The 26002-nt window shown below is 64.7% G+C and carries 24 protein-coding genes; 15 read left to right on the plus strand and 9 right to left on the minus strand.

Annotation, left to right across the window (positions count from 1 at the left end):
• Positions 1-114 precede the first annotated feature (114 nt).
• Both obgE and proB read left to right on the plus strand, forming a co-directional pair.
• Positions 115-1140, plus strand: coding sequence for a GTPase ObgE (gene obgE / locus RYZ20_RS00170; RefSeq protein ID WP_317669859.1), 1026 nt, complete (start codon positions 115-117; stop codon positions 1138-1140).
• The gene (proB, locus tag RYZ20_RS00175) at positions 1128-2243 is read left to right on the plus strand and encodes a glutamate 5-kinase (RefSeq protein WP_317669860.1); all 1116 of its coding nucleotides are present in this window, start codon (positions 1128-1130) and stop codon (positions 2241-2243) included. The genes obgE and proB overlap by 13 nt, the downstream gene beginning before the upstream one ends.
• A gap of 7 nt (positions 2244-2250) precedes the next feature.
• Here proB and RYZ20_RS00180 read toward each other — a convergent pair whose 3' ends face one another.
• Both RYZ20_RS00180 and RYZ20_RS00185 read right to left on the minus strand, forming a co-directional pair.
• Positions 2251-2946, minus strand: coding sequence for a GntR family transcriptional regulator (locus RYZ20_RS00180; protein ID WP_317669861.1), 696 nt, complete (start codon positions 2944-2946; stop codon positions 2251-2253).
• 2 nt (positions 2947-2948) lie between these two features.
• The gene (locus RYZ20_RS00185) at positions 2949-4319 is read right to left on the minus strand and encodes a formimidoylglutamate deiminase (RefSeq protein ID WP_317669862.1); all 1371 of its coding nucleotides are present in this window, start codon (positions 4317-4319) and stop codon (positions 2949-2951) included.
• A 71-nt stretch (positions 4320-4390) separates the two neighbouring features.
• On the opposite strand from RYZ20_RS00185, the gene hutI reads away from it, so the two are divergent.
• From hutI to hutU, 6 genes are read left to right on the plus strand one after another with little or no spacing between them, the layout of a single operon-like run.
• Complete coding sequence (hutI, locus tag RYZ20_RS00190) at positions 4391-5569, plus strand: imidazolonepropionase (protein WP_317669863.1); 1179 nt, start codon at positions 4391-4393, stop codon at positions 5567-5569.
• Positions 5563-7083: a histidine ammonia-lyase gene (hutH, locus tag RYZ20_RS00195; RefSeq protein WP_317669864.1), complete on the plus strand. Its 1521-nt coding sequence runs from the start codon at positions 5563-5565 to the stop codon at positions 7081-7083. The genes hutI and hutH overlap by 7 nt, the downstream gene beginning before the upstream one ends.
• Entirely contained in the window at positions 7080-7874 is a 795-nt protein-coding gene (gene hutG, locus RYZ20_RS00200; protein ID WP_317669865.1) for an N-formylglutamate deformylase, read from the plus strand. Before hutH ends, hutG begins: the two co-directional genes overlap by 4 nt.
• Complete coding sequence (locus tag RYZ20_RS00205) at positions 7871-9073, plus strand: CaiB/BaiF CoA transferase family protein (RefSeq protein WP_317669866.1); 1203 nt, start codon at positions 7871-7873, stop codon at positions 9071-9073. The genes hutG and RYZ20_RS00205 overlap by 4 nt, the downstream gene beginning before the upstream one ends.
• Entirely contained in the window at positions 9060-10202 is a 1143-nt protein-coding gene (locus tag RYZ20_RS00210) for an acyl-CoA dehydrogenase family protein (protein WP_317669867.1), read from the plus strand. The genes RYZ20_RS00205 and RYZ20_RS00210 overlap by 14 nt, the downstream gene beginning before the upstream one ends.
• A gap of 21 nt (positions 10203-10223) precedes the next feature.
• A complete protein-coding gene (hutU, locus tag RYZ20_RS00215; RefSeq protein WP_317669868.1) occupies positions 10224-11918 on the plus strand; it encodes a urocanate hydratase in 1695 nt (564 codons plus the stop codon).
• Between the two features lie 26 nt (positions 11919-11944).
• Here the strand turns inward: hutU and trpA are convergent, their stop codons facing one another.
• The gene (trpA, locus tag RYZ20_RS00220; protein WP_317669869.1) at positions 11945-12736 is read right to left on the minus strand and encodes a tryptophan synthase subunit alpha; all 792 of its coding nucleotides are present in this window, start codon (positions 12734-12736) and stop codon (positions 11945-11947) included.
• Between the two features lie 148 nt (positions 12737-12884).
• Between trpA and ychF the strand changes: the two genes are divergently transcribed.
• On the plus strand, positions 12885-13982 hold the full coding sequence (ychF, locus tag RYZ20_RS00225; RefSeq protein WP_317669870.1) for a redox-regulated ATPase YchF: 1098 nt from the start codon (positions 12885-12887) through the stop codon (positions 13980-13982).
• Here ychF and RYZ20_RS00230 read toward each other — a convergent pair.
• Genes RYZ20_RS00230 through RYZ20_RS00240 form a run of 3 tightly spaced genes read right to left on the minus strand, consistent with a single transcriptional unit; the run spans position 13979 to position 16907 of the window.
• Positions 13979-14707 carry an NAD(P)-binding domain-containing protein gene (locus RYZ20_RS00230; RefSeq protein WP_317669871.1) on the minus strand — a complete coding sequence of 243 codons (729 nt, stop codon included), beginning with the start codon at positions 14705-14707 and terminating at the stop codon, positions 13979-13981. The two genes, ychF and RYZ20_RS00230, sit on opposite strands and share 4 nt — an antisense overlap.
• A gap of 15 nt (positions 14708-14722) precedes the next feature.
• Positions 14723-16174 (minus strand): sensor histidine kinase, encoded by a 1452-nt coding sequence (locus tag RYZ20_RS00235; RefSeq protein WP_317669872.1) that lies wholly within the window; start codon positions 16172-16174, stop codon positions 14723-14725.
• 1 nt (position 16175) lies between these two features.
• Positions 16176-16907, minus strand: coding sequence for a response regulator transcription factor (locus RYZ20_RS00240; RefSeq protein ID WP_317669873.1), 732 nt, complete (start codon positions 16905-16907; stop codon positions 16176-16178).
• Between the two features lie 220 nt (positions 16908-17127).
• On the opposite strand from RYZ20_RS00240, the gene RYZ20_RS00245 reads away from it, so the two are divergent.
• From RYZ20_RS00245 to RYZ20_RS00260, 4 genes are all read left to right on the plus strand, one after another.
• Entirely contained in the window at positions 17128-18363 is a 1236-nt protein-coding gene (locus RYZ20_RS00245) for an ABC transporter substrate-binding protein (RefSeq protein ID WP_317671271.1), read from the plus strand.
• A gap of 76 nt (positions 18364-18439) precedes the next feature.
• Entirely contained in the window at positions 18440-19312 is an 873-nt protein-coding gene (locus RYZ20_RS00250; RefSeq protein ID WP_317669874.1) for a carbohydrate ABC transporter permease, read from the plus strand.
• A complete protein-coding gene (locus RYZ20_RS00255) occupies positions 19305-20207 on the plus strand; it encodes a carbohydrate ABC transporter permease (protein ID WP_317669875.1) in 903 nt (300 codons plus the stop codon). The genes RYZ20_RS00250 and RYZ20_RS00255 overlap by 8 nt, the downstream gene beginning before the upstream one ends.
• Before the next feature lie 5 nt (positions 20208-20212).
• Entirely contained in the window at positions 20213-21307 is a 1095-nt protein-coding gene (locus tag RYZ20_RS00260) for an ABC transporter ATP-binding protein (RefSeq protein WP_317669876.1), read from the plus strand.
• 34 nt (positions 21308-21341) lie between these two features.
• Here RYZ20_RS00260 and ubiV read toward each other — a convergent pair whose 3' ends face one another.
• The 3 genes from ubiV to ubiT are packed head-to-tail and all read right to left on the minus strand — an operon-like array spanning position 21342 to position 23758.
• The gene (ubiV, locus tag RYZ20_RS00265; RefSeq protein ID WP_317669877.1) at positions 21342-22235 is read right to left on the minus strand and encodes a ubiquinone anaerobic biosynthesis protein UbiV; all 894 of its coding nucleotides are present in this window, start codon (positions 22233-22235) and stop codon (positions 21342-21344) included.
• Between the two features lie 6 nt (positions 22236-22241).
• On the minus strand, positions 22242-23219 hold the full coding sequence (gene ubiU, locus RYZ20_RS00270) for a ubiquinone anaerobic biosynthesis protein UbiU (protein ID WP_317671273.1): 978 nt from the start codon (positions 23217-23219) through the stop codon (positions 22242-22244).
• Positions 23219-23758, minus strand: coding sequence for a ubiquinone anaerobic biosynthesis accessory factor UbiT (gene ubiT, locus RYZ20_RS00275; RefSeq protein ID WP_317669878.1), 540 nt, complete (start codon positions 23756-23758; stop codon positions 23219-23221). The genes ubiU and ubiT overlap by 1 nt, the downstream gene beginning before the upstream one ends.
• 120 nt (positions 23759-23878) lie before the next feature.
• On the opposite strand from ubiT, the gene RYZ20_RS00280 reads away from it, so the two are divergent.
• On the plus strand, positions 23879-25381 hold the full coding sequence (locus tag RYZ20_RS00280) for a UbiD family decarboxylase (protein WP_317669879.1): 1503 nt from the start codon (positions 23879-23881) through the stop codon (positions 25379-25381).
• Positions 25378-25938, plus strand: a complete 561-nt coding sequence (locus RYZ20_RS00285; protein WP_317669880.1) for a UbiX family flavin prenyltransferase — start codon at positions 25378-25380, stop codon at positions 25936-25938. Before RYZ20_RS00280 ends, RYZ20_RS00285 begins: the two co-directional genes overlap by 4 nt.
• Positions 25939-26002 lie beyond the last annotated feature (64 nt).

The following is a 26002-nucleotide window of genomic DNA, read 5'->3' on the forward strand; positions in this document are numbered from 1 at the left end:
GGGGCGCGCCCCTCCTTTGATCCTCCGCAGCGTTTCGGACGGGCCAATTGGGCGCTTGAATTATAGGTGCGCAAAGCGTATTTCGGCGCCTTGGCACAGAAGGACGCTCTTGCAATGAAATTTCTCGACCTCGCGAAAGTCTACATCCGCTCCGGTGCGGGCGGTGGCGGCTGCGTCTCGTTCCGGCGGGAAAAATTCATCGAATTCGGCGGCCCCGATGGCGGGGACGGTGGCAAGGGCGGATCTGTCTTTGTGGAGGCGGTCGGCGGCCTGAACACGCTGATCGATTTCCGCTATCAGCAGCACTTCTTTGCGCAAAACGGCCAACACGGTATGGGGTCGCAGCGGACCGGCAAGGATGGCGATGACATCGTCCTGAAGGTTCCGGTCGGCACCGAGATCATCGACGAGGATGAGGAAACCGTCATCGCGGACCTGACCGAGGTTGGCCAGCGTGTGACGCTGGCGCGTGGGGGCAATGGCGGCTGGGGCAACCTGCGGTTCAAATCCTCGACCAACCGCTCGCCTTCGCGGGCGAACCCGGGGCAAGAGGGTGTTGAACGCACGATCTGGCTGCGGCTGAAACTGATCGCGGATGCGGGGCTTCTGGGGCTGCCGAACGCGGGCAAATCGACCTTCCTTGCGGCGGTGTCGAACGCGCGCCCGAAGATTGCCGACTATCCGTTCACCACGCTGGTGCCGAACCTTGGTGTTGTCGGCATCGACAACCGCGAGTTCGTGATGGCCGATATTCCGGGGCTGATCGAAGGGGCGTCCGAGGGGCGCGGCCTTGGCGACCAGTTCCTGGGCCATGTCGAGCGCTGCTCGGTTCTGCTGCATCTGGTAGATGGCACCTCGGAGACGGTTGTCGAGGATTACGAGACCATCATCGGCGAGCTGGAGGCCTATTCGGACGCGCTTTATGAAAAGCCGCGGATCACGGTGCTGAACAAGATCGACGCGATTGACCCCGAGACTTTGGAAGAGCGCCATGCTGCGCTGGAAGAGGCCGTGGGCGGCAAGGTTTACCTTATGTCGGGCGTCGCAAAGCAGGGCGTGAATGATGTTCTGCGTGCGCTCTGGCGCGAGATTTCGGATGATCGCCTCGAAGAGGTCGAAGAGGAGCCGTGGCAACCGTGACGCGCCCGCAGATTGCTTCGGCCAAACGGCTGGTTTTGAAAATTGGTTCCGCGCTGCTGGTCGGGCCGGAGGGGCTGCGGGTCTCGTGGTTGCAAGGGCTGGCCGAGGATGTGGCCGAGGCCCGTGCGCGCGGCGTTGATGTGGTGCTGGTCTCATCCGGCTCCATCGCGCTTGGGCGTCGGGTGTTGGGGCTGCCCACTGGTGCGCTTTCGCTGGAGCAATCGCAGGCGGCGGCTGCCGTCGGGCAAATTCAGCTTGCGCGCGCCTATCAGGACGTTCTGGCGCCCCACGGCGTGACGGCGGCGCAGGTTCTGGTGACGCTTGAGGATACCGAGGATCGCCGCCGCTATCTGAACTCGCGCGCGACGATGGAGACGCTGCTGTCGCTTGGCACCGTGCCGATCGTGAACGAGAATGACACGGTGGCGACCGATGAGATCCGCTTTGGCGATAACGACCGTCTGGCCGCGCAGGTGGCGGTGACGATTGGCGCCGATCAGTTGGTTTTGCTCTCGGATGTGGACGGGCTTTACACGGCGAATCCGCAGACCGATCCGGCGGCCTCACGCTTTGACGTGGTCGAGAAAATCACCCCCGAGATCGAGGCGATGGCGGGCGATCCGGTGTCCGGCCTGTCGAAAGGCGGCATGAAAACCAAGGTCATGGCGGCGAAAACCGCTGTCGGGGCGGGCTGTGCGATGGTGATTACCCAAGGCGCGCAGGAGCGGCCCTTGAAGGCGCTGTCAGATGGGGCGGCCTGCACATGGTTCCTGCCCGAAGACGACCCGCAGGCGGCGCGCAAGCGCTGGATTGCGGCGATGAAGCCGAAGGGCGAGATTTTTGTCGATGCGGGCGCGGCAGGGGCTTTGGCCAAAGGGAAATCCCTTTTGCCTGCCGGTGTGACGCAGGTTGTCGGCAAATTCGGGCGCGGCGAGCCGGTGGTCATCCTTGGCCCCAAGCGCGAGGTTCTGGGCAAGGGGCTTGTGCGCTACACCGCCGAAGAGGCGCGGATGCTTGCCGGGCACCAGTCGTCGGAAATTGCTGATCTATTGGGCTATCCGGGACGCGCGGCGCTGGTTCATCGCGACGATATGGTGCTGTAACCCGCTGTTACAGGTCGAGGCTCAGCCGGTAGTCCGGCGCGAAAATCTGGGTCACAAAGGTTATTGCCGTCTCGTGCATCCATGTGACGCGGAGCAGGCTGAGGGCCGGGGTCTGCGGGTCGCCTTGCAAATGCCCGCCCGCGTCGCCCGCACAGGCAGCGGCCAGCTCGATCGTGCCATGCGTATAGGGCGCCTCGCGCAAGAGCCATTCGTTCGGGCTGATCTGGCTCAGGTCAGCGTCCGTCAGCGCGGGCACGGTATCCAGCACGATCCAGCGATCTTCGAACATATGCGGGCGGTCGTCGGCCAGATGCAGGCTTTGCACATGAAGCAGACGCTCGCCGCCTTTCAGGTGCAGTTGCGCGGCAACGGCGGCGGGGGGAGTGGCCTCTTCGCGCAGCAACAGGCGGTAGCTGTGGGTCTGGCCGCGCGCCTCGACCTCGGCGCGGATCAGCGGAATATCCATCGAGGCTTTGCGGCGCGGCTCTGCCATGACGCGCGTGCCCGCCTTGCGCTTGCGGTCCAGAAATCCCGAGGCCGCAAGGTCTTGTAACGCGCGGTTGACGGTGGCCCGCGCGCAGCCGAATTCGGTGGCCAGTTCGGTCTCGTTCGGGATCAGGGCGCCGGGCGCATAGACGCGCGTGCGGATGCGCCGCATCATCGTGTCACGGATGGATTGCCAACTGATCGGGGCGTCGCTCATGCCTATCCCTCATGTGCCAGCCTGCGCATGACGCGCGCGTAGCTGGCGGTTATGTCCTCGCGCCGGATGTGGCGGCCCGCTTGCACCATATGGCGACCGGCGGCCCAGACATCGCGCACCGAGCGGTCATCGCGCGCGAAAATCCATGTGTCCAGCGTCATGTCGCCTGTTCTTTCCTGCCCGTCGGGGCCAAGATCGTCAAGCGCCAGAAGGTCGGCCCAAAGCCCCGTCGCGATAGCGCCGCTGTTGCGGCCAGCGGCTTGTGCGCCGCCCCGCGCGGCCTCTTCCAGCAAAACGCGGCCTGTTGATCGTGCGTTCTCTGCCAGCGCCGCGCGCGAGTGGTCGCGCAGGCGTTGTGAATAGTCCAGCGTGCGGAGTTCCTCGCTCAGGGCAATGCGGATGTTGCTATCCGAGCCAATCCCGAACCGCCCGCCCGCAGCGCGCCAGCGCAGAGCGTCGAAAATCCCGTCGCCAAGGCTGGATTCGGTGATCGGACACAGGCCAGCAACCGCGCCTGTGCGGGCCAGCGCCGTGGTCTCGTGCGGCTCCATCTGGGTGCAGTGGATCAGGCACCAGCGCGTATCAAGTGGCGTATTCGCGAGCATCCATTCCACGGGGCGCGCGCCAAGGGCGGCCTGCACCTCGTCCACCTCTGCGATCTGTTCGGCAAGGTGCATATGGATCGGTCCCGGGCCTGCAAGGGCAATTGCGGCCTCCAGCCCGTGCCGGTCAACCGCGCGCAGGCTGTGGGGGGCGACGCCCATCGCGCTATCGGCGGGCAGGGTGGCCAGATGCCTCGCGGTGGCCTCGTAAAGCTGCGCGAAACGGTCGGGGTCATTGCCAAAACGATCCTGCCCCGCAACCAGCGCGCGCCGGTCCAGCCCGCCATAGCTGTAAAGCACGGGCAAAAGCGTCAGCCCGATCCCCGTATCCGCGCTGGCCGCCGTGATCCGCGCCGCCATCTCGGCAATGTCCTGATAGGGCTGCCCGTTTGCCCCGTGATGCAGGTAGTGAAACTCGACATTCGTGGCGTAGCCCGCCTCCAGCATCTCCATTTGCACAAAGGCGGCGATGGCCTGCACGTCGTCGGGCGTTAGCTGGTCCAGAAAGCGATACATCAGCCGCCGCCACGTCCAAAAGCTGTCGCGCGGGTCGGGGCCGCGCCGCTCGGTCAGGCCGGCCATCGCGCGCTGAAAGGCGTGGCTGTGCAGGTTGGCGGGGGCGGGCAGAAGGGTCTCGGCCAGATGCGCGGCTGCGGGGCGCGGGCTGTCCGGTGTGATCGCGCCAATCCGCCCCGAGGCGTCGATTTCAACGCTCACATCGCGCGCCCAGCCGTCGCCCAGTAGCGCCTGTTTTGCCCAGATCACCTGCATCGGTCTCTCCCATGTGTTGACAAGGGATATTATGTGCAGACATATTAATCGCAATCAAGAGGGAATCGCCCATGACCGATGTCACGCTTACCAACGCCACGCTGATCCCCTGTGATCCGGCCCAACCCCGCCGGATCGAGGGCGGCTGGCTGCGCCTGTCGCAAGGCCGGATCGTTGCGATGGGCGAAGGGCCGATGGTGGGCGAAGATATGGGCGGGCGGGTCATCACGCCTGCGCTGATCGACTGTCACACGCATCTGGTGCATGGCGGCAACCGCGCGCGCGAGTTCGAGATGCGGCTGGAAGGCGCGAGCTATGAGGACATCGCCCGCGCAGGCGGTGGCATCCTGTCCACGGTGACAGCGACGCGGGGCGCGGACGAGGCGGCCCTGGTGCGCTCGGCCTTGCCGCGTCTGGATGCGCTGCTGCGCGAGGGCGTCGCGGTGATCGAGGTGAAATCGGGCTACGGGCTGACCATCGCGGACGAGATAAAGATGCTGCGCGCCGCGCGGGCTTTGGCGGGGCTGCGGCCCGTGCGGATTGTGGCCTCGTGGCTGGCCGCGCACGCGCTGCCGCCTGAATACGCGGGTCGCGCGGATGCCTATATCGACGACGTGGTGATTGCGGGGCTGCGGGCCGCCCATGCCGAAGGGCTTGTCGATGCGGTTGACGGGTTTTGCGAGGGGATCGCCTTTTCGCCGGCGCAAATGGCGCGGGTTTTCGATGTGGCGGCGGAGCTGGGCCTGCCGGTGAAGCTCCATGCCGAGCAGCTTTCGCATCTGGGCGGGGCGGCGCTTGTGGCTGCGCGCGGCGGGCTATCGGCGGATCATGTGGAATATGCAAGCGCTGCGGATGCGGCGGCGATGGCGGCGGCGGGAACGGTCGCGGTGATCTTGCCGGGTGCCTTCTACACCCTGCGCGAGACGCAGGCTCCGCCGGTTGAGGCCTTCCGCGCGGCGGGCTGCGCGATGGCGCTGGCGACGGATTGCAACCCCGGAAGCGCTCCGCTGACCTCGCTTTTGCTGGCGATGAATATGGGGGCGACGCTGTTTCGCATGACGCCCGACGAATGTCTGGCAGGCGTCACAACCCATGCCGCCCGCGCGCTTGGGCTGACCGATACGGGCCGCCTTGCGACGGGCCTGCGCGCCGATCTGGCAGTCTGGGACATCGAAGACCCTGCCGAGCTTACCTATCGCATCGGGTTCAACCCGCTTCATTGCCGCTATTTCGAGGGACGCAAATGCTGACGCTTATTCCCGGTGAGGCTACGCTCGCCCAACTTGAAACCATCTGGCGCGAGGGGGCGCCTGCGCGGCTTGACCCGCGCGCGCATCCCGCAATCGCGGCATCCCGCGCGCGGATCGCTGCGGCGGCAGCGGGGGATGCGGCGGTTTACGGGGTGAATACGGGCTTTGGTAAACTGGCCTCGGTGCGCATTGCGCCTGATGATACCGCGACGCTGCAACGCAACCTGATCCTGTCGCATTGTTGCGGGGTGGGGGCGCCGTTGGCCGTGCCGAGCGTGCGTCTGATGATGGCGCTGAAGCTGTTAAGCCTCGGGCGCGGTGCCTCGGGGGTGCGGCCCGAAATCGTCGCGTTGCTGGAGGGGATGCTGGCAGCGGGCGTGACGCCGGTTGTCCCCGAGCAAGGCAGCGTTGGCGCCTCCGGCGACTTGGCGCCGCTGGCGCATATGGCGGCGGTGATGATCGGCGCGGGCGAGGCGTTTGTCGGTGAAGAACGCTTGCCGGGGGCCAAGGCTTTGGCGCTGGTCGGTCTGGAGCCGGTCGAGCTTGGCGCGAAAGAGGGGCTGGCGCTGATCAACGGCACGCAGTTCTCGACCGCGCTCGCGCTCGTGGGCCTTTTCCGCGCGATGAACGGGCTGCGCACGGCGGTGGTGACGGGGGCGATGTCCACCGATGCGATCATGGGGTCCACCGCGCCGACGCGCGCGGAAATCCACACGCTGCGCGGCCACGCAGGCCAGATCGACGTGGCTGCCGCGATGCGCGCGCTTCTGGAGGGCAGCGAGATCCGCGAAAGCCACCGTGAGGATGACGCCCGCGTGCAAGACCCTTATTGCATCCGCTGCCAGCCGCAGGTGACGGGCGCGGCGCTGGACCTTCTGCGCTTTGCGGCCTCGACCCTGATTACCGAGGCCAATGCCGTGACCGACAACCCGCTGGTGCTCTCGGATGGGACCATCGTGTCGGGCGGAAATTTCCACGCCGAGCCGGTGGCCTTTGCCGCCGATCAGATTGCGCTGGCGGTGGCTGAAATCGGCGCGATTGCGCAAAGGCGCGTGGCGCTGATGGTCGATCCGGCGCTAAGTTTCGGCCTGCCGCCGTTCCTGACGCCTGCGCCGGGGCTGAACTCGGGGCTGATGATCGCCGAAGTGACGACTGCCGCTTTGATGAGTGAAAACAAGCACCTCGCCGCGCCCTGTTCGGTCGATAGCACACCCACCAGCGCCAATCAGGAAGACCATGTCAGCATGGCCGCCCACGGTGCGCGCCGTCTTGGGCTGATGACGCAGAACCTTGCGGTTATTCTGGGCGTCGAGGCGATGTGCGCGGCGCAGGGGATCGAATTCCGCGCGCCGCTGGCGACTTCGGCGCCGCTTGCTCGGGTGGGTGCGGTGCTGCGCACCCGCGTGGCAACAATGGGCGAGGACCGCTATCTTGCCCCCGATCTGGCCGCCGCGCAGGCCTTGGTCGAAGAGGGAACGCTGGTCACTGCTGCCGGTCTGGAGATCGCGCCATGACGCCCGTAGAGGTCGTGCAGGGCGACAGCCCCGTGATCCTTGGCCTGCCGCACACCGGCACATGGTTGCCCGAGGGCGTGCGCAACCGCCTGAACCCGCGCGGGCAGGAACTGGCCGATACCGACTGGCATATCCACGCGCTTTACGATGGCCTTCTGCCCGGTGCGACGACTGTCCGCGCGACCTTTCATCGCTATCTGATCGACGCCAATCGCGGCCCCGAGGATGAGAGCCTGTATCCCGGCCAGAACACCACCGGCCTTGTGCCGCTGACCGATTTCGATGGCGCACCGATCTGGCGGATCGAACCCGATGCCGAAGAGGTCGCGGCGCGGGTCGAGATGTTCCACGCGCCCTATCATGCCGCCCTGAGGGCCGAGATTGCCCGCGTGAAGGCGCTCCATGGGGTGGCGATCCTTTACGATTGCCACTCGATCCGCTCGCATATCCCCTATCTGTTCGAGGGTCGCTTGCCCGATTTCAACATCGGCACGGCGAACGGCACAAGCTGCGCGCCCGAGATCGAGGCCGCCACGCGGACCGTTTGCGCCGCGGCTCAAGGCTTCAGCCATGTGCTGAACGGGCGCTTCAAGGGGGGCTGGACCACGCGCCATTATGGCCAGCCGCAAAACGGCGTTCATGCCATCCAGATGGAACTGGCGCAGGCCACGCATTTGGCCAGCGAAGCCGCACCTTGGGTGCTGAGCGCGGGTAAAGCTGCCCGCTTGCGCCCGCATCTGGCCGAAATTCTGGCCCGCCTTGCCGCCCTTGCACCGGAGTTGACTCGATGAAACCTCTTGCCGGGCTGCGCATACTCGATCTGACCCGCGTGCTGGCCGGGCCTTTTGCCACCGCCATTCTGGCAGATCTCGGCGCCGAGGTAATCAAGCTCGAACCGCCTCAGGGCGACGATTACCGCCACATCGGCCCGTTTACCGCCGGGCAGTCGGCGCTGTTCACGCTGACCAACCGCGGCAAGGCCTCGGTGGTGGTTGATCTGAAAGCCGCCGAGGGGCAGGCGCTGGCGCGCGATCTTGCGGCAAGCTGCGATGTGGTGGTGGAGAACTTCCGCCCCGGCGTGGCGGCGCGGCTTGGCCTTGGGGCAGAGGCGTTGCGCGTGGCCAACCCCGACCTTGTTTACTGCTCGATTTCCGGTTTTGGCCAGCATGGCCCCGCCTCGGGACTGCCCGCCTATGACCTTGTGGCGCAGGCCATGTCGGGCTGGATGGCGGCCACCGGCGAAGAGGGCGGCGGCCCGCTCAAGGTGGGCGAGGCTCTGGGTGACGTTGCCGCCGGTCTTTATGCGGTGATTGCCATTCTGGCGGCGCTTGTCGGGCGTGGGCGGCATGGGGCGGGCGCCACGCTCGATGTGGCGATGCTCGATTGTCTGGTGGCGATGCTGCCCACGAGCCATGCGCTGCATCTTTACGCCGGGGCGCCGGTGGAGCGGGTGGGCAACCGGCATCCGCTTTCCACCCCCTTTGGCGCGTTTCGTACCGTCGATGGCCATGCGATCATTGCCGTGCTCGGCAGTCGTCAGTTTGCCGCGCTCTGCGCGGTGATTGGCGCGCCGGAAGCCGTGAATGACCCGGGCTTTGCCACTGACGAGCTGCGCACCAAACATGAGCCCGCGCTGCGTGCGTTGATCGAGGGCTGGACCTCGGCGCGCCCGAGTGCCGAGGTGGTGGCGACACTCAGCGCGGCCGAAGTGCCCACGGCACCAATTCTGAGCCTCGCCGCGCAGCTTGCCTCTGACCATGCCCGCGCGCGTGGGCTGGTGACGCCCCTGCCGCATCATGCGCTTGGCTCTGCGCCCGTGGTGGGCCAACCGATCCGCTTTGACGGCACGGCGCCACTTGCCAGCACCGGCGCCCCGGCGCTTGGCGGGCAGACCCGCGCGGTGCTCGACGGGCTGGGGCTGAGCGCGGCGCAGATCGAGGGGCTGATTGCCGCAGGCATTGTGACGGAGGCTACAAATGACGGAATTTGACCATCTTCTGAGCGCCGAGGAGCGGATGTTCCTCGATACGCTCACCCGTTTTGCCACCGAGGTGTTGGTGCCGCAGGCTGCCAGCACCGACGAGACCGGCAGCTTTGTGCACGCGCAACTGGCGGCTTTGGCCGAGACCGGAATGATGGGCGCCAATCTGCCAGAGCGTTGGGGCGGGGCCGAAATTTCTGCCCATGCGCTCTTTGAGGCGGTGGCCACGGTGGCGGGGGGCTGCGCCTCGACCGTATCGGCGCTGACCGCGCATTATCTGGCCACCGACAGCCTGTTGATCGGCGGCGACGATGCCTTGCGCGCGCGCTTTTTGCCCGCTGCGGCGGAGGGGCGGTTGCTTGGCGCCTTTGGCCTGACCGAACCGAACGCCGGCTCCGACCCGGCCGACATGCGCACCCGCGCCACCCGCGAGGGCGAGGGCTGGCGGATCAAGGGCCGCAAATGCTTTATCTCGAACGGCGGGGTGGCCGATTTCATCGTGATTTATTGCGTGACCGACCCGGAGGCGGGCCATCGCGGCATTTCGGCCTTTGTGGTCGAGAAGGGCACGCCGGGGCTGACACCGGGGCGGGTGGAGCAGACCATGGGCCTGCGCGGAGGTCATGTGTGGGAGTTGGATCTCGACGTGCTGGTGCCCGATGCCAACCGGCTCGGCGCCGAGGGGTCGGGCTTTCGCACCGCCATGCAGGTGCTCGACAATGGCCGCGTGGAAGTGGCAGCGATGGCGGTGGGCATTGCCCGAGCCGCGCTTGCCGCCGCGCGAGACTGGGCGAAGGGCCGTCGTATTGGTGGCGCGCCGCTTGCCAGCCGTCAGGGTATTCAGTGGATGCTGGCCGACATGGCCACCGATCTGAGCGCTGCCGAGCTTTTGGGCCACGAAGCCGCGCGCCAGCGTCAGGCGCATCTGCGCTTCACCACCGCCGCCTCGAAGGCCAAGCTTTTCGCCTCCGAAGCCGCCGGGCGCATTGCCGATGCAGCGCTGCAAATTCATGGCGGCTATGGCTACACCCGCGATTTTCCGCTCGAACGCCACGCCCGCGATTTGCGCATCATGCGCATTTACGAGGGCTCCTCCGAGATTCAACGCAACATCATCGCGGGCCGCCTGCTCGCCTGACGCGCCGAAAGGACCAATCCCATGACCAACCCCCGCCATAACACCCGTGACATCTTTCCGCCCACCGGCCCCGAGATCAGCGCCAAAAGCTGGCTCACCGAGGCGCCCTTGCGGATGCTGATGAACAACCTGCACCCCGACGTGGCCGAAAACCCGCATGAACTTGTGGTCTATGGCGGCATCGGGCGGGCGGCGCGCACCTGGGAGGATTTCGACCAGATCTGCGATAGCCTGCGCGCTTTGGAGGCGGATGAGACGCTTCTGGTGCAATCGGGCAAGCCGGTGGGGGTGTTTCGCACCCATGCGGATGCACCGCGCGTGCTGATTGCGAACTCCAACCTCGTGCCGCATTGGGCCACCTGGGACCACTTCAACGAACTCGATAAGAAGGGTCTGGCGATGTATGGCCAGATGACGGCGGGCTCGTGGATTTACATCGGCACGCAGGGCATCGTGCAGGGCACCTATGAGACCTTTGCCGAGGCGGGGCGCCAGCATTATGCGGGCAACCTGCGCGGCAAGTGGATTCTCACCGCGGGCCTTGGCGGCATGGGCGGCGCGCAACCCTTGGCGGCGGTGATGGCGGGCGCGTGCTGTCTGGCGGTGGAATGCGATGAAACCCGCGCCGATTTCCGCATCCGCACGCGGTATTGCGATGAAAAGGCGCATACGCTGGACGAGGCGCTTGCCATGATTGACCGCTGGACCAAGGCGGGCGAGGCAAAATCGGTCGCGCTCATCGGCAATGCCGCCGAGGTCTTCCCCGAGATCGTGCGGCGGATGCAGGCGGGCGAACCTATGCCCAATGGCCGGCCTGACATTGTGACCGATCAAACCTCGGCGCATGACCCGATCCACGGCTATCTGCCCGTGGGGTGGTCTGTGGCCGAGTGGCGCGCGCGGCAGGAAAGCGCGCCGAAAGAGGTGGAAAAGGCCGCCCGCGCCAGCATGAAGGCGCATGTCGCCGCGATGGTCGATTTCTGGAACGCGGGCGTGCCGACGCTGGATTACGGCAACAATATCCGCCAGATGGCGCTGGAAGAGGGGCAGGAGAACGCCTTTGCCTTCCCCGGCTTCGTGCCCGCCTACATTCGCCCGCTGTTTTGCCGTGGCATCGGTCCGTTCCGCTGGTGTGCGCTTTCGGGCGACCCCGAGGATATTTACAAGACCGATGCCAAAATGAAGGAGCTGTTCCCCGAAAACGCCCATCTGCACCGCTGGCTGGACATGGCGCGCGAACGCATCGCGTTTCAGGGTTTGCCCGCGCGGATCATGTGGATCGGTCTTGGCGACCGTCATCGGGCGGGGCTTGCGATCAACGAAATGGTGCGCAATGGCGAGCTGAAAGCGCCCGTCGTGATTGGCCGCGACCATCTGGACAGCGGTTCGGTCGCCTCGCCCAACCGCGAGACCGAGGCGATGAAGGATGGCTCGGATGCGGTGTCGGACTGGCCGCTCTTGAATGCGCTTTTGAACACGGCGTCAGGGGCGACCTGGGTCAGCCTGCACCATGGCGGCGGCGTGGGCATGGGATTCAGCCAGCACTCGGGCATGGTGATTTGCTGCGATGGCACCGCCGAGGCCGACCGGCGGATCGAGCGTGTGCTTTGGAACGACCCCGCAACGGGTGTGATGCGCCATGCCGATGCAGGCTACGAGATCGCGCAGGATTGCGCGCGTGAGCACGCGCTGAACCTGCCAGCGATCCTGAGATGAAGCGAATGGCCTGATCGCTTGCGCGGTCAGGCCGAATGCGCGCCGCTTGCAAGGGCCGCAACGCGCGCCAGAACCTCGTCCGCCGATTTGCCCTCGCCGATTTCCTTGACGATGGCCGAACCGACAACGCAGCCGTCCGCCACGCCCGCAATCGTTTGCGCGGCTTCGGGGGTGGTGATGCCAAAACCCACGATCACCGGCAGATCGGTTGCCGCTTTGATGCGCGCGACCTCGGGGCCGACTTCGGTGGCTTGTGCGGCCTGCGAGCCGGTGATCCCCGTGACCGAGACGTAATAGACAAAGCCCGACGTGTTTTGCAGCACCTTCGGCAGACGCTTGTCATCGGTTGTGGGGGTCGCCAGACGGATAAAGTTGATGCCTGCGTCCTGCGCGGGCAGGCACAGCTCTTCGTCCTCTTCGGGCGGCAGATCGACGACGATCAGCCCGTCGACACCCGCAGCACTTGCGTCTTTCAGGAAGCGGTCGACCCCGTGGCTGTAGATCGGGTTGTAATAGCCCATCAGCACGATCGGCGTCGTGGTGTCGGTCTTGCGGAACTCGGCGATCAGGGCCAGCGTTTTCACCAGCGTCATACCGTTGTCGAGCGCGCGCTGACCGGCAAGCTGGATCGTCGGGCCATCGGCCATAGGGTCGGTGAAGGGCAGCCCCATTTCGATAATATCGACGCCCGCGCCCGGCATCCCCGCCATGATCCTGGCCGAGGTCTCCAGATCGGGATCGCCCGCCATGATATAAGCGACGAAGGCCTTTTTACCTTCGGCTTTAAGCGCGGCAAATTTCTTGTCGATCCGAGTCATCGCGGTCTCCCTGCATATCCACAAAGCGGTTTGCGCGATGATTGCGGGAAAATCAATGCCTGCGCGCATCCCCTCGTGCCCTCTTGCCTTGCTTTGCGCCCTTCGCGCGCGTAAGAGGCGCCAAACCAGTCGGATCGAGGGAAATATCATGGGCTTCAAGATGGGGATCGTGGGTCTGCCGAACGTTGGCAAATCGACCCTGTTCAATGCGCTGACCAAAACGGCAGCGGCGCAGGCGGCGAACTTTCCCTTCTGCACGATCGAGCCGAATGTGGGCGAGGTTGCTGTGCCGGACGCGCGCCTTGACAAGCTGGTCGAGATCGCAGGCTCGAAAGAGACCATTCCGACGCGCATGACATTCGTTGACATCGCGGGTCTGGTGAAGGGCGCTTCGAAGGGCGAGGGGCTGGGCAACCAGTTTCTGGCCAACATCCGCGAGGTGGACGCTATCGCCCATGTGCTGCGCTGCTTTGAAGACGGGGATGTGACCCACGTCGAAGGCCGCGTCGATCCGGTGGCCGATGCCGAAACCATCGAGACCGAGCTGATGATCGCGGACCTTGAATCGGTCGAAAAGCGCATCGCGAACCTCGTGCGTAAGCTGAAAGCAGGCGACAAAGAGGCAAAAGAGCAGGAACAACTGCTGATGGCGGCGAAAGAGGCGCTTGAGGCTGGCCGCCCCGCGCGCACCGTTCAGGTGTCCGAAGACGACCGCAAAGCGTGGAATATGCTGCAACTGCTCACCTCGAAGCCGGTGCTGTATGTCTGCAACGTCGAAGAGGCGAACGCGGCGAAGGGCAACTCGAAATCCGACGCGGTGGCGAAAATGGCCGCTGAACAGGGCGCGGGGACCGTGGTGATTTCCGCCAAGATCGAAGAAGAAATCAGCCAGCTGGACGCCGAAGAGGCCGAGATGTTCCTGGGCGAAATGGGGCTGGAAGAGGCCGGTCTCGACCGTCTGATCCGCGCGGGCTACGAACTTCTGGGCCTGCAAACCTATTTCACCGTCGGCCCGAAAGAGGCTCGCGCCTGGACGATCCGCAAAGGCACGCTTGCGCCGGCGGCGGCGGGCGTCATTCACGGCGATTTCGAGCGCGGCTTTATCCGTGCCGAAACCGTGGGCTTCGATGATTACGTCGCCTGTAAGGGCGAGGCGGGCGCGAAAGAGGCGGGCAAGTTCCGCGTCGAAGGTAAAACCTATGAGGTGAAGGACGGCGACGTCCTCCACTTCCTGTTTAACGCTTAACCGCGCTCCAGCTTATCCAGACCTTCGGCCAGTATTGCGCCGGTGCCTGCGTTCTCCATATGAAGGCGCAGGCGCTGGTTATAGCCGCCCTCGGTATTGAGCGCGGAAATCAGTGCGTCCGCCGTCGCCCCCTCAAGGCTTGACGCCACCAGCACCCGCAAGAATGCCTCGCCCTTGGCTACGTCCGACACGCGGGCGCCAAGCCAGTTGGCCGCATCGCTGACCATCCGCGCGGCGGGGGACAGCACGGCCTGCGCGCAAAGATAGGCGTTTAGCTCGGCGGCGTCTTGCAGGGCAATAACCTGATTTCGCGTGCCGAAAATCTGTCCGACCAGCGTTTCGTCGCCCAGCATCAGGATCGGCGAGCCACCTTTGGCGATACCGGGGAACGGGAGCATGATCGCGCGCGCTTGGGCGGGGGCGACAAGGGCTGCGGCCGCGTCCAGCGAGGCACCCGCCATCAGGGAAATCACCTGCTGATAGGCGCGGAAGGTGAGGGGGGCAAGAATATCGCCCGCGGCTTCGGCCATCAGCCCGAGGATAACGACATCGCTTTGGTCGATGACGCCCTGATTGCTGGCGATGCTCACGCTGTCGAACTCGGCCGCAAGCGCCTGCGCATTGGCCGCGCTGCGTTCCGAGACGGTAATCTGATGGCCGTCGTTCGCAATCCCGCGCACCACTGCGCTGGCGATGGTTCCGGTTCCGATAATGCCGATCCGCATGGGGTCTCCTTTTTCTCAGGCGCGGGGCAGATCAAGCCGCGCCCGAAGCCCGTGGTCTGATGGCTCAAAGCTCAGGCTGCCGCCGTGCTGTTCCGCGATTGTTGACACAATCGTCAGGCCAAGCCCATAGCCTTTGATTGCCTCGGTCCCGTCGCCGCGCCGGAAGGGCGCCAGAAGCGCGGCCATCTCGTCCGCGCGCCCGCGCCCGCCCTCGTCCTCGACCAAAATCGAGGCCATCTCCGAAGTGGCCTCGAGCCGGACATGGGCGCGGCGCCCGTATTTCAACGCGTTGTCGATCAGGTTGGTGATTGCGCGTTGCAGCGCGAGGGGGCGCGCAGACATCAGGATGCGGCGCTTTTCGGGCATGGTGACGCGCGCCTGCCAACTGGTGAAGACGGTGCTGGCGCCTGTTTCAGGGGGGGCGGCGTCGGGGTCGAACTCGACCGGCTGGCCGGCGTCCTGATAATCGGCGACCAATGCCTCGACCAGCGCGCTGAGCGAAAGCTGCCGCGGCGCCTCGATATTCATCTCGGAGCGTGTATAGGTCAGCACGCTTTCGATCATCTCGGCCATGCGGTCGATGTCGCCCGCGAACTGGTCGCGCAGCGAGGCATCCTCGATCAGGGCGGCGCGCAGACGCAGGCGGGTGGCGGGCGTGCCCAGATCGTGACTGACGCCTGAAAGAACCATCGCACGTTTTTCCAAAAGCGCGCGCTCGCGTTCGAGATGTGAGTTGATCGCGTGGGCCATGTCGTCCAGCTCGGCCGGGCCTTGGGTGGCGTAATGCTCGGGGCCGCCGTGGCGGTGGCGGTCTCGTAACTCGTTGGCAAAGCGGCGGAAACGCTGCGAGGTGTCGCCGATGCTGACGAAAATGAGCGCCAGCGCCGCCAGCGCCAGAGCCACCGCCCAGAGGCGCTGATCGGCGGGGGCTGCGGCACAGCCCCAGATCGCTTCGCCCTCGATACGGAACCACGCGCCCGTGTCGGTGCGCGCCAGAACCATCGGATCGGCGCAATAGCTGGCAAGCAACATCGCAACCGCGCCAAGCTGGTCTTGCGCAGAACTTTGGCCCGGAACTTCGAGCCGCGCGATGGGGTATTGCAGCTCGTCCGACAGCACCGCGAGCGACAGGCCCGCCGTCGAAATCTCGCCGATACCGGTGGGGGTGCGCACGGGGATATGGGTGACAAGCGTCGGGTGGGGCGCGCCTTTGAGCGCCGCGAAAGCACCTGCATCGGCCTGTGCCGCCGCCTCGGGCGCAAGCGCCACCAGATACAGCCCGCTTGGTGGCGCAGCTCCATATTCAAGCGCGGCATAAAGCCCCGCCCCCGCTTGTGCCGCGCGGGACAGATGCGCCTGCCACGCCATTTGCGAGCCAGCCCAGATCGCGGCGGCGCCAAGGGTTGCGGCAAAGGCGCCGCCTGCCCAAACCCCGCCCCAGGCGCGCATGGAAAGGCGTGTGCGCATCCTAATCCCCGTCGCGGGTGACATCGACAGCGAAGATATAGCCGACGCCGCGCTCGGTCCGCAGCATCTGCGGCACCTTCGGGTTGGCCTCGATTTTCGACCGCAGCCGCCCGACCAGCACGTCAATCGCGCGACCCTGCGCCTCGCTTGAGGCGTCCTCGCCATCGTCCAGCGCGGTTGCGATTTCCTCGCGGGTCAGCGGGATGAACGGATTGGCCAGCAACACCTTCAAAAGCGCGGTTTCGCGCCGTGAGAGCGCCACCTCGAACCCGCCCGGCGCGGTGATCTCGTCGCGTTTGCCATCATAGCGCCAGCCGCCGAATTGCCACAGGCCATTGCTGCGCCGGTAGCTAAGCGACGACGCCCGCCGCCCGCGCCGCAGAACGGCCCGCACCCGCGCGGTCAGCAAATCGGGGTTGAAGGGTTTGGCGATATAGTCATCCGCGCCGACCTCATAACCTGCCATCCGCTGCGGATCGGCGGACAGCGCCGAGACCAGAATGATCGGCACATCCTGTTCGGCGCGCAGCCGCCCGCAAATCTCGATGCCGTTCTCATCGCCCAGCATCACATCAAGCAAGATCAGGTCGATGCGGCCCGTATCTATGCGCGCGCGCACTTCGGCCTCGGTCGAGGCGGGCAGGGCGATAAACCCCTGCCGCTGAAGATACTGCACCATCATGGCGCGCATCTCGGCGTCGTCATCGACTATCAAGAGCCGCGGAATCGTCATGGAGCCTCCCTCTCCGAGCATTTGGGGGCATATTGCACGTCCGGTGGCAAATCGGGAACCGCTTGTAACAACGTGTAACAGAACCCCCGGAAATCGCACATTTTGCGGCCCCTGGCGTGTTTGTGACGGCTTGTCCCTTCCGCCCGCGTGCCGCCAGTATAGGGCATCGCCGCTCTGGAGGAGAGTGGCTGAAAAATCTGGGAGGATTTCCATGAAACACATGACTGCTCTGGCGGCCATTTCCGTCTTTTCGCTGAACGCGGTTGCCGCATCTGCTGGCCCGCAGGCGGAAGTGCTCCACTGGTGGACCTCGGGCGGCGAGGCAAAATCGGTCGCCGTGCTGCAACAGCAATTCGCCGGGCGCGGCGGTGCATGGACCGACATGCCGGTCGCCGGTGGCGGTGGTGATGCCGCGATGACCGCGCTGCGCGCGCGCGTTCTGGCAGGCAATGCGCCGACGGCTGTGCAGCTTAAGGGTCCGGCAATTCAGGAATGGTATGAAGAGGGCGTTCTGGCCGATATTTCCTCGGTTGCCGAAGCGCAGCACTGGGCTGATGTCCTGCCCGCCTCGATCGCGGGCCATATGAAATGCGACGGCCATTGGTGCGCAGCCCCCGTCAACGTGCACCGCGTCGACTGGATCTGGGCGAATGCCGACATCCTCAAGCAAAACGGCATCGAGATGCCGACCACCTGGGACGAGTTCAACGCAGCCGCCGACAAGCTGAAGGCCGCTGGCATCACGCCGCTCGCGCATGGTGGCCAGTCGTGGCAAGACGCGACCGTGTTCGAGACCGTTGTTCTGGGTCTTGGCGGCGCCGAGTTCTATAAGAAAGCGCTGGTCGATCTGGACCATGACGCGCTGACCTCGGACACGATGAAGGCGGTCTTCGACCAGATGCGCAAGCTGCGCGGCGATGTGGACGCGAACTTCTCGGGCCGTGACTGGAACCTTGCGACCGCGATGGTGATGAACGGCGAGGCCGCATTCCAGATCATGGGCGACTGGGCCAAGGGCGAGTTTCTGGCCGCGGGCAAAGAGCCGGGCAAGGACTTCCTGTGCAGATCGACGCCGGGCAACGGCTATCTGTATAACGTCGACAGCTTTGCGATGTTCAACGTCGAAGGTGACGACAAGAAAGCCGGTCAGGACCTGCTGGCAGAGCTGATCGTCGGCCCCTCGTTCCAGGAGACCTTCAACCTGAACAAAGGCTCGATCCCGGTTCGCTCGGACGTCTCGCTGGATAAGTTCGACAGCTGCGCCAAGACTTCGGCGGCGGATATGGCGTCGTCGTCGGCGGATGGCTCGCTGCTGCCGTCCTACGCACACGGCATGGCGCTGCGCGGCGCGCAGGCGGGCGCGATCACCGATGTTGTGACGGCGCATTTCAACTCTGACATGTCCTCGGATGAGGCGGTTCAGATGTTGGCCGACGCTGTCGCGAACTCGATGTAACCCAATCAACAGGCCGCCCGAAGACCCTGCAAAGGCTTCGGGCGGCCCCCTTTTTGCCCGAAACCGGGAGGCTTTGATGTCCGACTGGCTTGCCCGCCATGTCCCCAAGATCGTGCTGACCCCGACATTTGTCGCGGTTGTGCTTTTCGTCTACGCCTTCATCGGCTGGACCGCGTGGATTTCCTTCACCCGCTCCAAGCTGATGCCGCGCTACGAGGTCGACGGGATCATCCAATACACCCGCCTGTTCAGCTCGCCCCGCTGGGATACCGCGCTGAGCAACCTCTTTCTGTTCGGCGCGCTGTTCATCGGCGTCGCGATGATCCTTGGCCTGACGCTGGCGATCTTTCTGGACCAGAAAATCCGCATCGAAGGTGCGCTGCGCACGATTTACCTCTATCCGATGGCGCTTTCGATGATCGTCACCGGCACGGCGTGGAAATGGATCCTGAACCCCGGACTGGGCCTTGAGGCGATGGTGCAGGGCTGGGGCTTTCCCGATTTCAAGTTCGACTGGCTGGTGAACCCCGATTACGCGATCTACACGGTCGTGATGGCGGCGGTCTGGCAGGCGTCGGGCTTTGTGATGGCGCTGTTTCTGGCGGGGCTTCGCTCGGTCGATGGCGAGATCATCAAGGCCGCCCAGGTCGATGGCATCCCGAGCTGGCGCATCTATAGCGCAATCATTATCCCCTCGATGGCGCCGATTTTCCTGTCGGCCTTCATCGTGCTGGCCCATCTTGCGATCAAGAGCTTTGACCTTGTGATCGCGCTGACCGGAGGTGGCCCGGGCTACGCGACCGATCTGCCTGCGACTTACATGTATGCGATGGCGTTTTCGCGCGGAGACATCGGGCAGGCGGCCAGTTCCGCGATGGTAATGATGGGCGTCGTCTTCGCCATCATCGTTCCCTATCTTTATTCCGAGCTGAGGGCGAAACATGACTGAGACCAGCTTTGTCCAGCCCCGCGACCGCTCTGCCGGATCGCTGGCGCTTCGTATCGCGCTTCGCTGGGGGCTTTATACGATCCTCGTGCTGTTCGCGATCTACTACCTGTTGCCGTTTTTCGTGATGGTCACGACCTCGCTCAAAAGCCTTGATGAAATCCGCACAGGCTCACTGGTAGCGCTGCCGCGTGAGGTGACGTTCGACGCGTGGAAAACCGCGTGGTCGGGCGCGTGCTCGGGCATCAAATGCGAAGGCTTGCAGCCCTATTTCTGGAACTCGATGCTGATGGCGGTGCCCTCGGTGATGCTGTCGACGCTGATCGGCGCGCTGAATGGCTATGTCTTTGCGCAGTGGAATTTCCGGGGCGCCAACCTGTTCTTCGCCTTCTTGTTGTTTGGCTGCTTCATCCCGTTTCAGGTGGTGCTGCTGCCGATGGCAAAGATGCTGGGGCTGATGCATCTGTCGGGCACGATCCCGGGGCTGATCCTGGTGCATACGGTCTACGGGCTTGGCTTTACCACGCTGTTTTTCCGTAACTACTATGTCACCATCCCGCATGAGCTGGTGCGCGCCGCCAAGGTCGACGGGGCAGGGTTCTTCCGCATCTTCTGGTCGATCTTCCTGCCGCTGTCGCTGCCGATCATCACCGTGACCGTGATCTGGCAGTTCACCCAGATATGGAACGACTTTTTGTTTGGTGTGTCGTTCTCGCAGGCGGGGTCGCAGCCGGTGACGGTTGCCCTCAATAACATCGTCAACTCCACGACCGGGGTAAAGGAATACAACGTCGATATGGCCGCCGCGATCATCGCCGCCCTTCCGACGCTGTTCGTTTACGTCGTCGCTGGCAAATATTTCATCCGCGGCCTGACCGCCGGGTCCGTGAAAGGCTGATACCCATGGCTCCGATCCTTGATATCCAGAACCTCTACAAAAACTACGGGTCCGTCGAGATCCTGAAAGACATCAATGTCTCGATCGAGCCGGGCGAGTTTCTTGTGCTCGTCGGTCCCTCGGGCTGCGGCAAGTCCACGCTGTTGAATTGCATCGCCGGTCTGGAAGAGATCAGCGGCGGCGCGATCCATATCGCGGGCAAGGACATGACCGATGTCAGCCCCAAGGACCGCAACATTGCGATGGTGTTCCAGTCCTACGCGCTTTACCCGACGATGACGGTTGCGAAGAACATCACCTTCGGGATGAAGGTGCGCGGGGTCGATCAGGCGACGCAGGATGCAAAGCTGGCCGAGGTTGCCGCGCAGCTCCAGATCGAGCAGCTATTGAACCGCAAGCCGGGGCAGCTTTCGGGCGGTCAGCGGCAGCGGGTTGCGATGGGGCGCGCCTTGGTGCGCGATCCGGCGCTGTTCCTGTTCGACGAGCCGCTGTCCAATCTGGACGCCAAGCTGCGCGTTGAAATGCGCTCTGAAATCAAGAAGTTGCACCAGCGTCTGAATGCGTCGATGGTCTATGTGACGCATGACCAGATCGAGGCGATGACGCTGGCGACGAAGATCGTGGTGATGAAGGGCGGCGTGATCCAGCAGATCGGCACGCCTGCCGAGATCTATAATCGCCCCGCCAATACCTTTGTTGCCGATTTCATGGGCTCGCCGCCGATGAACCTGATCCCCGCCGAGGCGCGCGCCAATGGCACGGGTTCTGTGCTGCGGATCGACCGCGACGGGATGGAGCCGATCGAGTTGCATGTGCCGCAAAACGGGCTGACGGGTGAGGTGATCATGGGCGTGCGCCCCGAGGACATCGCCGAGGTCGGTTTCCGCGCGGGCGAGGCGGTGCAGACGGGCGCCTGCCTTGTCGATATGGTCGAACCTGCGGGCGCGGATACCTATGTGCTGACGCGCCTTGGCGGGCGGCAGGTGACGGCGCGGCTTCATGCCGAGACCAGCGCGCAGCATGGCGAGGTGCTGGATCTGGCCTTCGATCTGGAAAAGGCGAGCTTCTTCTCGCCCCAGACGGGCGCGCGGATCAGCTAAGGGATGGGGCGCCTGTCTTGGCGCCCCTTTCGTTTCAGGCGGCGGACCAGTTGGCGCCGGATGGTCCTTGCACAAACCCGTCCGACAAGCGCCCGCCGGGAACACGCGGCACCAGATCGGAGATCAGCGCCGCTGCGTCGATTTCGCCTGCAATCCGCGCCGCATAGCCCGCGCAAATTGCGTTGAAATCGCCCGTTTGCGGCGACAGGCGCAGTGCGGAAACGCCCGCCTCGCGCAAGGCCTCGATCTGGTGGGCCATGCTGGCGGTGCTTTGGCTGAGCGTCTGCACCCCGTTCACCGCCAGGAATTTTTGCCCGTCCAGAGTGTCCACGTCTCGCCCGTCGGGGTCGGCCTCGCAGATGAACTGGCAGTTATCCTTGGCGCGGTCATGCAGACGCGCGTGATAGCACCGCCCCGAGATCGCCAGCGGCAGGCGGCCATGCCCCCAAACCTCGATCGCGACGCCCGCCTCGCGCCCCGCACGCGCCAGAACCGCAATCGACGACAGCGGCAATTCGGGCGGCAGGCAGATGCGCGTCGCACCGCGTTTGGCCAGAAACCGCACCGTGCCCTCGTTATAGACATTGACCAGCGGGCCGACCCAGAAGGGCGTGCCGACCGGAATATGGGCCAGCGCCGAAAGATCGTTTACCTCGATTGTGACGCCAGTATTCAGCAAATCCGCCGTCTGTGCGCGCTCGCGTTTGAGCGTAATCAGGCCAAGCGTGGTCAGCGCCACCTCTTTGCCTGCCGCTTGCAGCACCTCAATGGCGTGGGGGATCTCATCGGCCCAAAACGGCAGGCGTTTCGAGCAGACCAGTTCGCCCAACGAGACCCGCGCAACGGGGGCTTCGGCCAGGGTTTCATAAAAACCGCGCACGGTTTCGGCGTTCCAGAAAAACTGGTTGGGTCCGACGGACAGCTCCATTGGGCGTTACCTCCAGGTCTTGGCATAGGCGCCGGTGGTGGCGGCTTGCCCTTCGGTGAGCGAGGAAAGCGCGCTTTCGGGCAACGGGCGGCCTGCGGCCTGAGCCTCGACCGCGGCGCGGAAGGTGCGCACAACCTGCGCCACATAGGCGCGCGACCGCTGGCGGCCCTCGATCTTCAGCGCGGAAACCCCGGCCTTTGCCAGCGCAGGGATCAGATGCGTCGCATCAAGGCTGACCGGATCTTCGAAAATGTGGCCGGTCTGTTCGTCCGAGGTAAAGCAGCCCTTGCAGAGCGTCGGATAGGGCGCGGCGGCGGATTTCGGCGTTTTGTGGATGGTAAAGCCCCCCAGACGCGCGGCCAGCTCCGGCCCTTCCTCAGAGTAAACCACATGCGAGGCAGGCGAGCACACGCCGTTCATATTGGGCGAGCGCCCCGTCGCATAGGACGACAGCGAGCAGCGCCCCTCGGCCATAACGCACAGCCCGCCAAAGACGAAAACCTCAGTCTCGACGTCGATTTCGCGGTTGATCGCGGTGATCTCGGCCACGGTGAGGACGCGGGGCAGGACGACACGTTTCACGCCAAAGGCCTCGGCGTAAAAGTTGATTGCGTCCGGGTTGGCCGCCGCCGCCTGCACCGACAGATGGAGGCGCAAGTCCGGGTGGGTCTCGGCCGCATGAGCAAGCAAGCCCGTATCCGCCAGAATGACCGCATCCACGCCCGCCGTTTTCGCGTCAGCCACCGCGCGGTGCCACAGGTCTTCGTCGCCCGCGCGCGGGAAGGTATTGATTGCACACAGAACTTTTGATCCGCGCGCATGGGCGTAAGCCACGCTTTCGGCCATTTCCTCGCGCGAGAAATTCAGCCCCGGAAAGTTGCGGGCATTGGTTTCATCAGCAAAGCCGCAATAAACGGTATGCGCGCCAGCCTCGACAGCCGCACGCAGCGCCGCAGGGGTTCCTGCGGGGCAGACGAGTTCCATCATATATTCGCTCCGAACGGGTCGATACGGTGAAGCGAAAGCCCCGTGCGGGCCTCCGCGCGTTGAAGAGCGCGGCGCAGAATACCGCCCGCGGGGCCGCCGATCGCGGCAATCTCTTCGGTAAGGTCAAGTTCGCTGTCATCAATGGCGTTGCGCAGGGCCAGAACTGCGCCCGTGTCGCCCTCGATCACCAGATCGCGCGAGAAGAACAGCGCGTCCCCGTCCTCGGCGCCGTGCATCATCGCCAGAAAGGCCGACAGTGGCCCCGCGATACGTGCGTTATAGTCAGGCGGGGCGGTGCGACGATGCGCGCGGACCGTCGCGCCGTCCACGCAGACCTCCAGCGTAAAGGGCAGGTCGGTCGGGTCCAGAAGAAAGCGCGCGCCCGCGTGCTCTCCCATCCGGCGCATCAGGCCGGGATGGGCGTTAACCATACGCTGCGCAAGCTGTGACAGCGCCAGCGACAGGGGGGCCAGCGGAAGCGGACGAAGGGCCAAAGCCAGTGCGCGGGGCAGGCGTGCAAGCTGAGTTGTCGACATCGTATCCTCGGGATTGGTGCATCGGTGATAGCGGCTGCGGCGCGCAGGCAAATTGACTTATGTCATGATGCGCGCCCCGCGCGCCTGCTAGCGGAGAGGGGACAAACCCGAGGATTTACAATGCGCGACCTCCCTGTTTTTGCGGATTTACGGGCGTTTCTTGACTGGAATGCCGGAAACGGCGGGCTGTTGCGCCTGTCCGATCCGGTCTCGATCCGGCATGAAATGACGGCTGTGCAAGTTGCGGCATTGCGTCGCGGCGGGCCGGTTTTGCGCTTTGATGCGGCGCGTGACGCTGCGGGCGCGCCAGTGCAGATGCCGGTTGTGACCAATCTTTTTGCGACGCCCGAGCGGGTGGCGGCGGGGCTTGGGGTGCGCCCCGACGGGGTGCGCGAGTTCGGAGAGTTTCTGGCGGCGCTTCGCGCGCCCGCGCCGGTCGAGGGGATGCGCGATGCGCTGTCGCGCTGGCCGATGCTGAAGGCGGCGCTTTCGACGCGGGCGCGGGTGATGAAACGCGCCCCCGTGCAAGAGGTGGTGCATGACGATCCCGACCTTGGGATGCTGCCCGTGCAGACGCCCTGGCCCGGGGATGCGGGTCCGCTGATTACATGGCCGGTCGTGGTGACGCGCCCGCCCGAAGCCGCGCCCGAGGCACTTTCTCGTTATAATCTAGGGGTTTATCGTGCGCAGGTGATCGGGCGCGACCATCTTGTCATGCGCTGGCTTGCGCATCGCGGCGGGGCGGCTCATGCGCGGGCCTGGGCCGCGCGAGGCGAACCGATGCCGGTTGCGATTGCGCTTGGCTGCGATCCCGGAACGCTTTTGGCCAGCGCGCTTCCCTTGCCCGAAAACGTGTCAGAGCTGACGTTTTCGGGCGTGCTGCGTGGCACCCGCGCCGAGGTGGTGCGGGCGAAATCCGTGCCGCTGATGGTGCCCGCGCGAGCCGAGATCGTGATTGAGGGCTGGATTCATCCCGGCGAGACCGCGCCCGAGGGGCCGTTCGGGGATCACACGGGCTATTATAACTCGGTCGAGCCGTTTCCGGTGATGCGTGTTTCGACTATCACTCACCGCAAAGATCCGCTTTACCTGACGACTATCACGGGGCGCCCGCCGGATGAGCCTTCGGTGATTGGCGAGGTGTTTAACGAATTGGCGCTGCCGGTGATCCGTTCGCAAATCCCCGAGGTGCGTGATCTCTGGCTGCCGCCCGCCGCGTGCTCTTACCGGATGGCGGTGGTTCAGATCGCCAAGCGCTATCCTGGGCAGGCCCGGCGCGTGATGATGGCGCTATGGGGGATGCTGGCGCAGTTCAGCTATACAAAAATGGTTGTCGTGGTGGACGAGGACATCGACGTGCGCAACTGGGACGATGTGGTCTGGGCTATGGCCACACGGATGGACCCTGCGCGCGATGTCATGGTGCTGGATCATACCCCGATGGACTACCTTGATTTTGCCTCCCCGCGCGAGGGGCTGGCGGGCAAACTGGGTATTGATGCGACGACCAAACTCGGGGCCGAGACAACGCGCGAATGGGGGCAGGTGATGGCTCTGGATCCAAAAGACGAGGCGCGCGCCGAGGAAATTCTCTCGCGCTATGGTTTGGGGAGGGGCGAATGACGCGGGTTATTCTTGGGGTGTCGGGGGCATCCGGTGCGGCACTGGCGCGTCATTGCGCCGAGATATTGGGTGCCGCAGGGCTGGAGGTTGATCTGGTGGTGTCGCCTGCCGCGGAGCGCACGTTCGAGCTTGAACTCGGGCCCGATGCTCTGCGCGATTTGCAGGCCCGGGTCGACCGGGTTCACGACATCCGTAATCTTGGCGCGACCATTGCATCTGGGTCATTTCCTGCGGTGGGGATGATTGTGGCACCGTGTTCGATGCGGTCTTTGGCGGCGATGTCTATCGGGCTTGATGACAACCTGTTGACGCGCGCGGCTTCGGTTCAGCTGAAAGAACGGCGCAAGCTGGTGTTGCTCACGCGTGAAGCACCGCTCAGTCTGGCGCATCTGCGTGCGATGACGGCGGTGACGGAAATGGGCGGAGTTATCATGCCGCCCGTCCCGGCTTTTTATCTGAAACCTGCCTCGGTTGAAGATCTTACCCGTCAGATAGCTGCACGCGCGGTGGATGCGTTGGGCATAGTTCCCCCGCAGGGCGCGGCATGGCGCGGGTAAGTCGGGCGAGGCTGGTCAGAAACCGGATGCACCCTTGGCGCGTGGCGCGCATCCGGTAAAGTGC

Origin of the sequence: Pseudothioclava alba, assembly GCF_033100795.1 — a bacterium.
In the GTDB taxonomy this organism is placed as follows: domain Bacteria; phylum Pseudomonadota; class Alphaproteobacteria; order Rhodobacterales; family Rhodobacteraceae; genus Pseudothioclava.